The sequence below is a fragment of the Mesorhizobium sp. B2-3-13 genome (assembly GCF_006442195.1).
Taxonomy (GTDB): Bacteria; Pseudomonadota; Alphaproteobacteria; order Rhizobiales; family Rhizobiaceae; genus Mesorhizobium; species Mesorhizobium salmacidum.
In genome coordinates this window covers 65168-78706 of the sequence record NZ_VFVQ01000018.1, presented here as the reverse complement: position 1 = coordinate 78706, position 13539 = coordinate 65168, and the positions used below count along the sequence as shown (strand labels likewise).

At 64.3% G+C, this 13539-nt stretch carries 12 protein-coding genes; 1 reads left to right on the top strand and 11 read right to left on the bottom strand.

The window, feature by feature from the left end; genetic code table 11:
* Positions 1-213 precede the first annotated feature (213 nt).
* Positions 214-459: an exopolysaccharide production repressor protein gene (locus tag FJ941_RS21070; protein ID WP_140508579.1), complete on the bottom strand. Its 246-nt coding sequence runs from the start codon at positions 457-459 to the stop codon at positions 214-216.
* A gap of 216 nt (positions 460-675) precedes the next feature.
* Between FJ941_RS21070 and FJ941_RS21065 the strand changes: the two genes are divergently transcribed.
* Positions 676-1416 carry a sulfotransferase family protein gene (locus tag FJ941_RS21065; RefSeq protein ID WP_140508577.1) on the top strand — a complete coding sequence of 247 codons (741 nt, stop codon included), beginning with the start codon at positions 676-678 and terminating at the stop codon, positions 1414-1416.
* A 739-nt stretch (positions 1417-2155) separates the two neighbouring features.
* On the opposite strand, the gene xth is transcribed toward FJ941_RS21065, so the two are convergent.
* The 10 genes from xth to FJ941_RS21015 all read right to left on the bottom strand — a co-directional run bounded on the left by xth (position 2156) and on the right by FJ941_RS21015 (position 13232).
* On the bottom strand, positions 2156-2926 hold the full coding sequence (xth, locus tag FJ941_RS21060) for an exodeoxyribonuclease III (protein WP_140508575.1): 771 nt from the start codon (positions 2924-2926) through the stop codon (positions 2156-2158).
* Positions 2927-2932: 6 nt separating this feature from the next.
* Positions 2933-3577, bottom strand: a complete 645-nt coding sequence (locus tag FJ941_RS21055) for an alpha/beta family hydrolase (RefSeq protein ID WP_140508573.1) — start codon at positions 3575-3577, stop codon at positions 2933-2935.
* Between the two features lie 88 nt (positions 3578-3665).
* On the bottom strand, positions 3666-4814 hold the full coding sequence (locus tag FJ941_RS21050; RefSeq protein ID WP_140508572.1) for a tetratricopeptide repeat protein: 1149 nt from the start codon (positions 4812-4814) through the stop codon (positions 3666-3668).
* Positions 4811-5716: a Ku protein gene (locus FJ941_RS21045; protein ID WP_140508570.1), complete on the bottom strand. Its 906-nt coding sequence runs from the start codon at positions 5714-5716 to the stop codon at positions 4811-4813. The genes FJ941_RS21050 and FJ941_RS21045 overlap by 4 nt, the downstream gene beginning before the upstream one ends.
* A gap of 316 nt (positions 5717-6032) precedes the next feature.
* The gene (locus FJ941_RS21040) at positions 6033-6320 is read right to left on the bottom strand and encodes a GIY-YIG nuclease family protein (protein WP_140508568.1); all 288 of its coding nucleotides are present in this window, start codon (positions 6318-6320) and stop codon (positions 6033-6035) included.
* 122 nt (positions 6321-6442) lie between these two features.
* Positions 6443-8950 carry a DNA ligase D gene (gene ligD / locus FJ941_RS21035; protein ID WP_140508566.1) on the bottom strand — a complete coding sequence of 836 codons (2508 nt, stop codon included), beginning with the start codon at positions 8948-8950 and terminating at the stop codon, positions 6443-6445.
* Between the two features lie 250 nt (positions 8951-9200).
* Positions 9201-9425 (bottom strand): hypothetical protein, encoded by a 225-nt coding sequence (locus FJ941_RS21030; RefSeq protein WP_027144223.1) that lies wholly within the window; start codon positions 9423-9425, stop codon positions 9201-9203.
* Positions 9426-9534: 109 nt separating this feature from the next.
* Positions 9535-10755 (bottom strand): GNAT family N-acetyltransferase, encoded by a 1221-nt coding sequence (locus tag FJ941_RS21025; RefSeq protein WP_140508564.1) that lies wholly within the window; start codon positions 10753-10755, stop codon positions 9535-9537.
* Positions 10756-10764: 9 nt separating this feature from the next.
* On the bottom strand, positions 10765-12066 hold the full coding sequence (locus FJ941_RS21020) for a hypothetical protein (RefSeq protein WP_181169902.1): 1302 nt from the start codon (positions 12064-12066) through the stop codon (positions 10765-10767).
* Positions 12063-13232 carry a glycosyltransferase family 4 protein gene (locus FJ941_RS21015; protein WP_140508562.1) on the bottom strand — a complete coding sequence of 390 codons (1170 nt, stop codon included), beginning with the start codon at positions 13230-13232 and terminating at the stop codon, positions 12063-12065. Before FJ941_RS21015 ends, FJ941_RS21020 begins: the two co-directional genes overlap by 4 nt.
* Between the last annotated feature and the right edge of the window lie 307 nt (positions 13233-13539).

The window sequence follows — 13539 nt, the reverse complement described above, 5'->3', positions numbered from 1 at the left end:
GGAGCAGGAGCGGGCCTCCAACGCACCGGTGGAGGTGGCGCCTCACCGATCGAGGTAGGAAAACGCACGCACCGCGGCTTCGTTCCACCGTGGCCGCCGCGATTTACCGGAAGTGCGCCGCGGGCGAATTCTGCGCGATGCTGAATACGCTGGCCAGCAAGGCCCTGAGAGATTCTCCCGGGGGCGGAGGGATAGCAGCCGCGGGTGGCGCCGTTAATGCCGGACGCCGTCCCGGTGTAACGGCGGCACCGGGTTGACTGCATCCTGGCCCATCGCGGTGTCTTGTGCGCGCCTGTAGATTAGCCCCAGGACGAGCACGAAGTAGCCGACCTGCAGGACGACCAGGACCACCGCTGTCCAGGCAAGCGCCACCCAGAACGAACCGGTAGCAATATAGGTCCACACCGCGACAAGGATCGTGGTCGCCGACATTCCGACGAGAAATGGCCCAAAATACATCAACCTTTAAGATCCCCCAACCCGTCCCGGTCCGGGCGACTCCCTGCCCAAATCTCCGCATCCGCGCACAGGTTTTCATTATTTTAGCAACTACGCAAGTATGCGGTGTCCCGCTCGACATCCCCTTAGAAATTTGTTGCACGGTGGCGCTGGCAGGAGCAGTTTGATGCTCACGGACCGCGGTAATCGGGAAAAGAAGTCCGGGGAGATTGGGGAATGACGCTTAAATTGATCGGGGCCGGTTTCGGCCGCACCGGCACATGGTCGACCTTTGCCGCATTGAACAAGCTCGGCCTGCCCTGCTATCACATGCAGGAAGTGATCATGAACAAGGCCAACACAGGCCATCTCGATTTCTGGCGCAAGGTGGCCAACAGCCCGCCCGGTTCGCAGCAGGACTGGGGCAAGGTGTTCGCCAATTACACCGCCACGGTCGACAATCCAGGCTGCTGCGTGTGGCGCGAACTGATGGTGGCCTACCCCGACGCCAAGGTGCTGCTGACATTGCACCCACGCGGCGCCGAGGCGTGGTACGAAAGCACGATCGACACCATCTACTTCACCGAGAACCTGTGGCAGTTCAAGATCCTGGAATGGCTCACCCCGTTCGGCCGGAAGTTCGGCGACATGTCGCGCAAGCTCATCTGGGGCCGCACATTGGCCGGTGTCATGGGCGACCGGGATAGGGCGGTTGCCCGCTACAATGCCTATGTCGACGAACTGAAGGCAGCCGTGCCGCCGGAAAAGCTGCTGGTGTTCAAGGTCAGTGACGGCTGGGCCCCGCTCTGCCATTTTCTCGACGTGGCGCAGCCGAACGAACCCTTCCCAAACCTGAACGACCGCGAAACGATCAAGAAGATCATCCGCGACATCATCACGGGCTCCTACATCATGCTGGGACTGACGGTGGCTGCCATCGCTGCGGTGATCGCGGCATTGTGGTGGTGGCTGGGCTGACCGCAAGCCCAGGCGCGCCTGCCTGCTTGGAGCGGGCCGAGTTTTTCGCTCCCGAAACAAACGACCTCACCGACTGCCAGCTTTCGGTCGGGCAGGCTGACTAGCAACTGCTCTCGCTGGAATTTTGCGCTTGCCTTCCCGGACGGGTCACCAGTTCATGGCCGTTCGACCAGGCTTTTGCCCCTTCTCAACCCCGCTGCAAAGCCGCATGATTATATCTCGATTGGATGAAATAGCGGAACATCCAATGGACATTGCCGGAACCGAACAGGGCCCCCCGGACTTTTGCGCGCACCACCCAAGACCTTGGTCCTACAAGGGAAACCGGATGGTTCGATCCGCGACGCGCAGGCAACGCGCGCCGGTCGGTCCAGAGGCGCCGGCACTTTGCCATCTCGCGTCATCGCCATGCCCGCAATGCCGCCTGATGATTGGCCGATTGTGCCCGGCTAGAATGCAGGGCCTTGCAGCCCCTGCCTATTCCGCTTTCGCGGAAGTTTCGGACGTCTAGGGGATGTGCGATAAGGTTGTTGCGGCGGTACGAGCCGCCCTGGTTGGCGCGGGCGCCGAGCACACCCCAACAATGCGCCCCCCGTCCGCGTCGACCATGGCAAGCGCCCTGTCACCTTGACCAGCGTCCATGCGCCGGCGCGACCCCTCCAGGCATTCACTCCGGCGCCCCTGCAAACAGCACCACGCATTGCCGTCGCGTGCTTATGCGACGATCGTCGCGCGATGCTCACCCCAGTTCCACCCAGACCGGCGCATGGTCGCTGGCGCCATCCTGCCCGCGCACGTCGCGGTCTATGCCCGCTCCCTTCAGCCGGCGCACGAGCGTCTTCGACAGCAGGATATGATCGAGCCGCAGGCCGGCGTCACGCTCCCAGCGGTTCCGGCGATAATCCCAGAAGGTGTAGAGCGTCTCCTTCGGATATTTCTTCCGTAACGCATCGGTCCAGCCTTGTTCCAGCAGCGCGGCGAAGGCAGCGCGGCTTTGCGGCTGCACCAGCGCGTTGTCGTCATAGGAGCGGGTGGCGTAGATGTCGCGCGGCTCGGGCACGATGTTGTAGTCGCCGGCCAGCACCACAGGCAGACCGGTTTCGAGAAGCTGTTCGGCATGCGCCTCCAGCCGCGCGTGCCAGGCGAGCTTGTAGGTGAATTTCGGCCCCGGCTGCGGATTGCCGTTCGGCGCATAGAGACAGGCGATAACGATGCCGTTCACCGCCGCCTCGATATAGCGGCTCTGCCGGTCGGCATCGTCGCCGGGCAACGCATCGCGGGTCAGCACCGGCTCGGCACCGCGCGCGAGTATGGCGACGCCGTTCCAGGTCGGCTCACCCTTCCACACCGCGCCATAGCCGGCATCGGCAAGCGCGGTACGCGGAAACTGCGTGTCGCGCGCCTTCAATTCCTGCAGGCAGACGACATCGGGTTTTGCGGTGGCGAGCCACGCCAGCAGCTTGTCCAGCCGGCTGTTGATGTTGTTGATATTGAAGCTGGCAATCTTCATCGGGGATCAGGGGGCGATCCTGCCCACCCACGCCTTCACCGTTTGCGCCAGCGTCGTCAGATGATCCGCCGTGGAGAAGCCCGAAATGCTCTTGCGCGGCTTGAGATCATGGTCGCCGTCCTCCAGCCAGATCACTTCGATCGCATCGGAAAGGCCGTAGGTCGCGACCTCGTCCTTTGTGCCGAACTCGTCGCGCGTCCCTTGAAAAATCAGCGTCGGCGTCTTCAGCCCGGCGAGATGTTTTGTCCGCAATTGCTCGGGCTTGCCAAGCGGATGGAAGGGATAGCCCAAGCAGACCAGCCCCGATATCTCGCCCTTGGAAAACATCTCGTCGGCGACCATGGAGGCGACGCGCCCGCCCATCGACTTGCCGCCGATGATGAGCTTGCCCGTCACGCCCTTGCCCCTAAGGTCGGCGATCGCCTTGATGTATTCCGGGTTCACCGTCTCGGCGCGCGGCGGCGGCTTGCGCTGCCCGTAGCGGCGCGCCGCCATATAGTGGAACTCGAAGCGCGCGACCTGGAAGCCCGCGGCGGCGAGTGCCTTGGCGGTGGCTGTCATGGAGGGGGAATCCATCGACGCGCCGGCACCATGCGCAAGCAGGATGGTGACGGGAGCGGTGTCGTGGCCATCGAAGAGGAAGGTGGTCATGATGTGACACCCCGCGCGACGGCGAAGCCGCCAATCTTGCCCCACAAGGGGGGAGACCGGCTGTCGTCGCGGTCTTGGCCAACCATCGTCACCCCGCCGACTTCGCCAGCTGCATGTCCACGAACTGCACACCCCTGGCCGCCACCCCTGCCCATTCCGACTCCGCGTCGAGTTCCAGGTACCGCATCCACAGCCGCCGCGCCTCGAGCAGATTGCCGGCGTCGAACTCCAGCCGCGCCAGATTGAACACCGGGTCGGCATAAGTCTTGTCGAGCGCGATCGCCTTCTGCAAATGCCTTCGCGCCGAAGCGTCGCGGCCCTGCTCGCTCATCAGCCCGGCCAGATTGAACCAGGCTTCGACGAACGCCGGATCGAGCTTTATCGCCCTGGCATAATCGTGCGCGGCTTCCGCCACGCGCCCGGACCCGCGCAAACAGTTGGCGCGGTTGAAGGCGGCGATGGCGTCGGTGGGGTCGATGGCGAGGCAGCGCTGGTAGAGTGCGGCGGCACCGTCATGGTCGCCGCCCTCCTCCGCGGCTTCCGCCTCGGCGAACAGATCTTCCAGCGTGTCGTCGCCTTGTGCCGCAGCTCCCAGATCGAACAGCAATTGCCCGTCGAGTTCGCTCTGGCCGCCTTCGAGATAGATGGCGTCGGGACGGCCATGCTGCGAGCCGACATTGAGCGACTTGGCGGTGAGCGAAGCGACGGGGCCGGAGCGGTGGACTGAGCGCGCGATCGCGCCCCATGTGGCGCCGCCGGCGATCAGCCCGGCATATTTGCGTGCCAGGATCAGGTCGCGGAAGGAATAGGGCTCGCCATCATGCTCGAAGGCATCGAACAGGCTGAGCCGGTCGAGATCGGCGCCGGACAGCCTGGACTGGTCGATCAGCGATTGGCGCGACAGTGAGGGCGCCTCGGGCGCCTTCATCAGCCCGAGCAGCCGCAGGAAACCGTTCTCGCTCAAGAGAATGCGCCCGGCCGCACGCTCGGCGCCGAGGCGGCGTTCGATCTCGCCGTCGCTATTTTTAGTCAGTCCGGCCTTGGTCAGCCCAGTCTTGGCCAGCCCAGTCTTGGCCAGCAAGGTCCGTCCGAACACGACATGGGTGGTACGCCTGGTGACGCCGCGCCTGAGCTGGCCGTGCTGGCGCTCCACCTCGCGCGCGGCGAGCCTGAGCGGAAACGCCGCCAGCGCGCCGATCGTACCAAAGACAGCCCCCGGAACGGCCGGTGCCGTCATTTCTTGCTCTTGCCGACCGCCTTGAGCAGGTTGGCCTTGAGCGGATTTTCAGGCGCACCACCCGCTGCCGCCTTCTTGGCGGCGGGCTTGGCGGCCTCGTCGGCCTTGCTCTTCGACTTGGCCGGCGGCTTCGACTGCGACAGGCTGGCCTTCAGCGCATCCATCAGGTTGATGACATTGCCGCGTTCCGGTGCCGCCGCGATGATCGGCTTATGGCCCTTCAGCTTCTCGCGGATCATCGACATCAGCGCGATTTCGTAGCGGTCCTCGTAATTCTTCGGATCGAAGGTGGTTTCCTTCTGCTTGATCAGCGCTTCGGCAAGCTGCAGCATTTCCGGGTCAGGCTTCATGGCCGGAATGTTGCCGAAATATTCAGCCGTGCCACGCACTTCGTTCGGGTTCCTCAACGTACACACGAACATGCCGTTCTCGCGCGCGCCGATCGTCACCACGCGCTCGCGGCTGGACAGCACCAGCCGGGCGATGGCGAGCTTGCCGGATTTGCGCATCGCCTCGCGCAGCACCGCGAAGGTCTCTTCCGCCATCGCCCCGTCCGGCGCCATGTAATAGGGCGCGTCCTGGTAGATGACGTCGACCTCGTCCTCGTCGACGAAGGCCTCGATGTTCATCGTGTGATTGGATTCGATGCGCACCGCGTCAAGGTCGGCATCGTCGATGATGATGTACTGCTTGTCCTCGTACTCATAGCCCTTGACCAGATCCGCGCGTTCGACGAGCCCCAGTTCAGGGTCGACCGGCTTCATGTTGATGCGGTTGTGGGTCTTCTTGTGCAGCTGGTTGAACGAGATGCGTTCGCTGGCGCTGGTGGCGGGGTATAGCCGCACCGGACAGCTGACCAGACTGAGTTTGAGGTAACCTTTCCAACTTGCCCTGGGCGCCATGATGAACTCCTACGCGGCCGCGCGCTGACAGTTACTTCGCAGCGCTTCGTCCGAAGGACGAACAAGGCTGCGCAAATCCTACACCGACCCGGCACAATAGCGGCAAATCCCTGACGAAATCTTCCCGCCGGTTTTCGGGGGTCACGGGCGGAGAATAATTCAAATTTTCGGAAGCGTCGATGGCGTGCGGGACGCCGGTGATTGGCCGACCCGCTCATCCCTTCGTCATCCTAGGGCGAAGCAAGGAGCGAAGCGACGCGCGCAGACCCTAGGATCCATGCCGTGACTTACAAGCGTTGCTGCAGTGAAGGAAAGCTCACCACCCTGTTCCGCGAAAGAGTTCGAACCAGTCTGGATTGGCCTTCTCGATCAGTTCAACCTTCCATAGGCGCGGCCAGCGCTTCAGTGACTTCTCGCGCTGGATCGCATCGGTAATGTCGAAATATTCCTCATACCAGACCAGCCGTTGCACGCCGTATCGGCCGGTGAAACGCGAGCCTTGGCCCGACTTGTGTTCTGGCATACGGCGACCGAGGTCATTGATGACACCGATATAGATTGTGCCGCGCTTCTGGCTCGCGGTCATGTAGACGTATCCGGTCATCTGAACAGGTGCATTCTACAACAATGGTCGCGGCATGGATCCTAGGGTCTTCGCGACGGAGCTTCGCTCCTGCTTCGCCCTAGGATGACGAAGTTCAGGAGCCCTGTTCGTCGAAGGGCGCCTCAAAGCCCGTTTACCTTTCCCGGGACCACCGGCAAATCCCGCGCGAACTCGTCAATGTCAGCCCACGGATCACCCGATGTCTCCAGCAACCCCGGCAGCGACGCGTAATTTAAATCCTGCGGCGCATCGATCGCCTCCAGATCGCCCCAGCTCACCGGTGTCGAGGCCGGCAGGTTGGTGCGGGCGCGCAGCGAATAGGGGGCGGCGGAGGTGTGGCCGCGCGCGTTGCGGTGATAGTCGATGAAGATGCGCCGCTTGCGGTTTTCCTTGCCCATGGTGGTGGTGAAGGTGTCTGGCGCGGTGGCCGTAACATGCGTCGATATCGCGCTGGTCGCCTGGTGCAGCTTCTTCCAGTTCTGCTTGCCGGTCACCGGAACCGTGATGTGGATGCCGCTGCCGCCCGAAGTCTTTGCGAATGGCACCAGCCCCAGCCCCTCCAGCTCGCCCTTGATGTGGACGGCGGCCTCGACCACCTCGCGCCAGGAAATCCCCTCGCCCGGGTCGAGGTCGAAGACGATCTGGTCGGGCTTGTCGAGGCTGGTGCGATGGGTGCCCCAGGTGTGGAACTCGACGACGCCGAACTGCGCCAGCGCCAGATAGCCCTTGGCGCCCTCGACGGAGAGATAGGACTTGGTCTCGCCCTCGGAATTGGTCGCCTGGAACGTCACCACCGAAGGCGGCATGCCGGTGAAGGCGTGGCGCTGGAAGAAGCAATCCTTGGGCAGGCCGGTCGGGCAGCGCACCAGCGACACCGGGCGGCCAAGGATGTGCGGCAGCATGAAGTCGCCGACCAGCGCGTAATAGACGGCGATGTCGAGCTTGGTCGGGCCGTTCCTGCCGAACAGCCGCCGCGTCGGGTTTGTCACCCAGATCGTGGCAAGGTCGGCTTCAGCGATCAGCCGCTTGCGTTTTGCCGACACCGGCGTCGACAGGCCGACGTCACGCAGACCGCGAAACACACCATGGCGCAGCGCATTGTCCGCGGTTCGGTTGGCAAAATGAATGCGCGCCGAAAACAGCGGCTTGACCCAGTGCATCTCGCGCATGATTTCGCGCGGCACGCCTTCCGGCGGCGTTGCGCCTGACGTGAGCGGCTCCAGCCGGGCCAGCAGGTCGGCCGCGGTCGCGGCATCGAAGCCGGAGCCAACCTTGCCGCGATAGTGCAGTTCGCCGTCCACCCACTCGGCCATGCCGAGCGCGGCCAGCCCCTCGGCCGCGTCCGAAGTGGTGTAGCCGGCGATGACGAAATCGCCCTTTTCGAGCGCCTTGGTCTTGGTCCAGCTCTTGGTGCGGCCGCTCTGATAGATGGCGGTGGCGCGCTTGGAAACCACGCCCTCCAGGCCGAGTTCCGTCACCTGGTCGTAGAGCCCCTGCCCCGAACCTTCGACATGGTCGGAGAACTGGATGGCGGAGTTGGCGCCAAGCCCGCCAAGCAGTTCGGCCAGCAGCGCCTTGCGCCGGATGAGCGGCACCTTCATCAGGTCCCAGCCATCGAGTTGCAGGAGATCGAAGGCGTAGAAGTGCAGCTTGCTGCCGGCGCCCTCCGCCAGCGCGTCCTGCAGCAGCGCAAAGCGGGAAATGCCCTTGGCGTCGAGCACGACGATCTCGCCGTCGATGATCGCCTCGCGGCACGGCAGCTTGGCGAACGCATGGGGAAGGTCGCCATAGCGCTTCGTCCAGTCGATGCCGCCACGGGTGATCAGCCGGACCTCCCCGTTGGAGACATGCGCCATGGTGCGGTAGCCGTCGAACTTGATCTCATGCAGCCAGAGCTCGTTGGTATTGTCGGCAAGGCTTTCGCCACCCGGCGGCTTCGGCACCTGGGTGGCCAGTTGCGGTTCGATACGGCTCAGTGCCGGCGCCTTGGCCGCGCCGGGCAGGTCGCCCGGCTTCAACGACCCAGGCTTTGGCGCGGACTTCGCGGCCGGCTTCGGCGGCGCCACCAGCTCCTCGATGCGCAGGCCGGATTTTACGCTTTCCGGCCGCGCTTCGAGGATGTTCAGCGCCGTGTCGGCGGCGAGGTCGCGCTCCTTGAACAGCAGCCAGTTCTTCTTGTTCTCGTCCTCGCCGGGCTTGGGCTTCAGGCGCGTCAGCATCCAGCCGCCATTGAGCTTTTCGCCGGCCAGCCGGAACTTGAAGGCGCCGGTCCTGAGGCTCTTCTCGACATCCCCCATCGGCGCCCAGATGCCGGCGTCCCAGACGATCATCGGCCCGCCGCCATATTCGCCTTCGGGGATGACGCCCTCGAAATCGATATATTCGAGCGGGTGGTCCTCGGTCTCCACGGCCAGCCTTTTGTCGGCAGGGTTGAGCGAGGGCCCGCGCGGCACCGCCCAGCTTTTCAAGACATCGCCGACTTGCAGGCGCAGATCGTAATGGTCCGCCGTCGCATGGTGCTTATGGATGACGAAGCGGTTGCCGTCGCCGGCCATCGACCCGCCGGCCGGCTCCGGCGTCTTCGAGAATTCGCGCTTGGCGCGATAGGTCTGGAGCTTGGCGGGCGGCATGTCAAAAGCCGAGCCTGGCGGAAATCAACAACCGCCTCGTTCCTTCGCGCCCCCCTCTGCCCTGCCGGGCATCTTCCCCTCTTGGGGGGAGATCGAACTTCACGGCGGCCTTCGCGAATATCGGACGTTGAAAGAATAGCGCGGCAGGCGAAATTGCCGATCTCCCCACTAGAGGGGGAGATGTCCGGCAGGACAGAGGGGGGCGCCGTAGGGCGCTACGTTTGCACCATTCGCGATTTTTCACTTGGTCTCAATCGTCAATCGCCGGCGTCAGTTCCAGCTCGGCCGGCGACAGCCCCTGCTGCAACTGGCTCAAGCGGAATTCGTCGACCCAGTAGGCCTCGCCGTCGACCAGCACGCGCGCACTGTAGGTGCCATCGGAGAAACGCTGCGCGGTAATGTAGACCTTGTGGCGGTCGAGCGCCTTGCGCACCGCGGCGCGCTTGGAGTTCTGGCTGTTCACGGCAGTGGACATGCGCTTCGCCCTCGGTCGCCTGACACGGAACTCGGCCGCTCTTGGCGGCTCGGCGACTGCCCCCAAGGATGGCGGAGACGCGCGGCCCTGTCAATTTCGCGGGCGTCCTTCAGGTCTTCAACCGCCGCAAACGGCGCATCACGCCCTGTACGGCCTTGTAAAGTCCCGGCTTGGTGCGCACGAAAGCCTCGGCCCGCCTGCGGAACTCGATGACGGCATTGGCCACGCTGCCCCGCATCGTGAACCCATGGCAGAGTTCGACCAATTCCGAGCCCTTTGCGCCCATATGTTCCTTGTAGCCCTGGTTGCCGACGGACAGGTCGAAATACCCAAAGCCCTGTTCGCGCCCCCAGCCGATTAACCTGCCCATGATTGTAAGCCCTGGTGAGACATTGGGCGCGACGCTCTGGTCCATCGCTATCAGGAGAGCGTGAACGGTCCCTTGATGAACCAGCAGATATTGAACCGCGATCAGCGCCTCGCCGACGCGCAGCCCGAAAAGCCGCACGGAACCATCCGACAGGCCCTGAATGGCCGCGCTCCGGTAGAAATCGACGATCTTCTCCTGCGTCAGCAAGTCGAAGCGACCAAGCTCGCGAAAGCGATCGAGCCGCATCCGCACCAATTCATCGAAGATACGCTCAACCTCGGCCGGCGCGTCGGCCTCGACCAGTTCCACGCTGCCAAGCCGTTCGAGGCGACGCCAGTCCTTGCCGAATTCCTTGACAAAGGAGGGCCTGCAATGACGCTTGAGGACTGTTTCCGGGTCGCCGTCGATGGCGAGGCCGAAGGCGGTCTGGATGGAATCGCGCGTGTCCGGGAGCAAGGCCAGCGGATTGGCGACGCCGTGGATCTGTCGCGGAATTCCCACGATGTGGACGCGGTCCGACGGCGGCAACGCCGAGCGGACCGCCGCCCACGCAGCCTGCGCGGATTGCCTAGTCCACGGGGTGGCATCGGCCAGCAGCGGCGCCGCGTAGTCGCAGACGCCACCGCTCAACCATTCGACCACCCAATGGTGGAACGCCCTACGCCGCATCAGCGGCACCAGCATTCTGGGTTCGCCGGTCGCGGCGTCGCCCACCTCCACGATGAGGAGTTCCGCACTTTCCGGCAACAGCCGCGCCACGATCCCTTCTGCCCAGGCGAAATTCTGGTGGCCGGTGCACATGCCATCCGCCTGGAGGCGCAGCCAGAGCGGCCTGACCGCTTCCAGGCTGGTATGCAGTTTCGCCGTATAGGTGCCGTTCGCCGCGATCGCGGCGGGATGCCGAACCTGCCCGCCGGGAAAGTCCGTCACCGCAGCAATTTGCACTGCCTGGCCTGACACATCTCTCTCCTATCGTCTTGCCGCGGCGAACGAAACCGCCCGCCGCCACGAGCCCAGCCGGCTGTCGTGCTGCTGGTCCGGGTGTTCGATGTTCCACATTCGGTGATGCACGAAGTACCATGATGCCACGAGCACGAAGATCTCGGAGACCGCGGAACCCGCCAGCGACCAGGGCGGAGACGCGACCGCCAGCAGGATCGCGATCAACGCCAGTCCGACAATGGCGCCGCCCAAGGTGATGAACGCCACGATGCGGAAGTCACCCAGTATCTCGAGCACGATGCGGGGCATGATGTAGAGCATGATCGGGACGAAATTCGCGATCACGAAAAGCCCGATGAATCCCACCGAGGCATCCTGGAGAGCCTGGGATTTTATCATCGGCAGGACAAACATGATGGCGCATCCATAGGCCACCGCGCCGAGCCCCATGACGACAGCCCACAGCTTTGCCTGCGCCCAGACACGGCGCGTTTCGTTGCTGCGCATCAGCTTGGCCAGTTCCGGCTGCGTCATGTTCACGAAGGCGAGGCTGATGATGCGCAGCGGCGCGAACAGCACGAGCACCGCCGCCAGCGGCGCATAGGCGGCCGGTCCGGCAATGCCCGCGACCAGCAGCGCCAGGCATTGGCCCTGGATGTTGGCGGTGGTGGCGCTGAAAGCCGACCAGCAGAGCTGCGACCAGAGCTTTGCATAGCGCCGCCGCGTCGGCATGCGGAAGCTGATGCGCATCGTGCGGCGCGCCAGCCGAACCAGGACGAAGATGCCAAACAGGTTGGCCGCCGCAAGTGCATAGAACACGCTCTGCAGTGCGTCCCTGGCCAGCCAGATCGCAAGGCCGGCCATGACGGTGCCGGCGATCGTGAAGGCAGCATCGCTGATGGAGACGATCACCTGCTGGCGGCGTGCGAAGAAGGCCGTGCGCATGTGGCTGCGCAGCGACCATGCGCCGACGAACCAGCCGGCGGCTATTCCGCTGGGATCGCCCAAAAGACGCATCACGATCGCCGTGCCGATGGCCATCAACAACGCAACGACCAGCGCCGCCGTCCCGAAGGCCACGTCATAGGCATTGACGCCGGCGCTGTTGGTGCTCTTGCTCATCCATATCGAGGCGGGAACGGCGGTGAGCGACCTGATGTAGGATAGGCCGACGCCGCCCATCACCATGCCGATGGCGAAGAGACCGTAGCCTTGCGCCGACAGCATGTGCAGCAGCGCGATGTTGAGGGCAAAGTGGAAGCCGCTCTGCATCGCCTCGCCGCCGATCATCAGCACGAGGCGCCGCACCAGATGGCCAGGCAGTTTCACGGCCGTGTCTCCGCCTGGCGGGCGGTTGCTGTCCGGCCCGGCTTGGCGATGGCCGCCTTCAGCTTGTCCGCGGCTATTGCCGCAATCGCCGCCGCCGCGACCGGCTCGCTGAAGACCGCCTCGTAGCGCGCCCGCCCGGCGGCGACAAAGGAGCGCCATGCCTCCGGCCGCAGGATGATTTCCTCGAGTTTGCCGGCAAGGGCGGCGGCATCGCCGGGCGGAACATGCCAGCCGGTTTCGCCGTCGGCGACCACCTCGACCAGCCCGCCGATCGCCGACACCAGCGGCGGCCGGCCATAGGCCATCGCCTCGATGGCGACACGGCCGAGCGATTCGGGACGCCGCGACGGCACGGTGACGATATCGGCCCAGCGATAATGCTCGGACGGGTCGGGGATGAAGGGCAGCACGCTGACGCGTCCGGTGAGTCCCATGCTCCCGACCAGTTCGGCGAGCGCGCGTTCGCGTTCGACGCTTTCGAAGGCCCCGCCGACCAGCCGCACCTCGATCCTCGACTTGAGTTCCGCCGGCAGCGAGGCGATCGCCTCCAAAAGCACTTCCTGGCCCTTGATCCTGTTGATGCGGCCAAGCAGCAGCACCTTGAGCGGGCGCTTGCCGTCATAGGTCGTCGCTTCGGCCGCGGCCGGGCCGGCGACGCCGTTATAGATCACCTGGGAGCGCGCGGATCTGGGCTCGCCGAACGCGGCGCGGGTGGCGCGCGAGTTGAAGATGAGATCGGCATGGCTCCAGTGCATCAGGCCGACAAGGATCCTGCGCATGGCGCCTTCGGGAATTTCGTGGACGTGCAGCACGGCCTTGTGCGGCAGAAGGCGCGCGGCCAGCGCGTAGTCGGCCACGATCGAGGTGTTGACATAGGTGAGATCGCAATCCCTGAGCCGCCGCCAGGCCCTCAGCACCGCGACCGGCAGCCGCGCCATCTCGACCGTGGCAAGGCGCGCAATGGCCTGGCGCCTCAGCACCCAGAGCGGCTCGAAGACGATCCGGGTCGCATGCGGTTCGAGAATCCGTACGATCGGTCCGCCGCGCGGCAGCACCACTTCGATGTCGGCTGACGGAAACGCGGCGCGCAGCGCGGCCACGCTCTCCGCGAAGCTGCGGTCGGAACCATAGAGTTCATAGCCCTGATGGACGCATGCAATCCGCATATTCCCATGCATCTTTCTGCCAGGGGTAGTTTGATGATCCCGCCACCGGACGGATCAGGCGACTGGAAAATTCAAACCCAACACCCCTTTGGACTTCACCTATAGCCGGCATGGTGACGAGCGGATGTGGAACCCGGATCACCATGCCAATGCTGCACGTCCTCCGCCGATGTGGCGCACAGAAGTCCACGAGCAAGGATCATGCCGGCCCTGACTTGACCGTCTGCTGGTCGCCAGGTCGCGGCATTGCCTTGTTTCGATACACATACGCCGGGATAGTTGACCGATAGTGAAACAACTCCGGCCG

Excerpts from the sequence above, each read along its gene's own strand:
- ligD (WP_140508566.1), bottom strand. The coding sequence starts at position 8,950 with ATGCCGCCCGCCAAGCTCCAGACCTATCGCGCCAAGCGCGAATTCTCG.
- FJ941_RS21070 (WP_140508579.1), bottom strand. The coding sequence starts at position 459 with ATGTATTTTGGGCCATTTCTCGTCGGAATGTCGGCGACCACGATCCTT.
- FJ941_RS21050 (WP_140508572.1), bottom strand. The coding sequence starts at position 4,814 with ATGACGGCACCGGCCGTTCCGGGGGCTGTCTTTGGTACGATCGGCGCG.
- FJ941_RS21065 (WP_140508577.1), top strand. The coding sequence starts at position 676 with ATGACGCTTAAATTGATCGGGGCCGGTTTCGGCCGCACCGGCACATGG.
- FJ941_RS21040 (WP_140508568.1), bottom strand. The coding sequence starts at position 6,320 with ATGACCGGATACGTCTACATGACCGCGAGCCAGAAGCGCGGCACAATC.
- FJ941_RS21055 (WP_140508573.1), bottom strand. The coding sequence starts at position 3,577 with ATGACCACCTTCCTCTTCGATGGCCACGACACCGCTCCCGTCACCATC.
- FJ941_RS21030 (WP_027144223.1), bottom strand. The coding sequence starts at position 9,425 with ATGTCCACTGCCGTGAACAGCCAGAACTCCAAGCGCGCCGCGGTGCGC.
- xth (WP_140508575.1), bottom strand. The coding sequence starts at position 2,926 with ATGAAGATTGCCAGCTTCAATATCAACAACATCAACAGCCGGCTGGAC.
- FJ941_RS21015 (WP_140508562.1), bottom strand. The coding sequence starts at position 13,232 with ATGCGGATTGCATGCGTCCATCAGGGCTATGAACTCTATGGTTCCGAC.
- FJ941_RS21045 (WP_140508570.1), bottom strand. The coding sequence starts at position 5,716 with ATGGCGCCCAGGGCAAGTTGGAAAGGTTACCTCAAACTCAGTCTGGTC.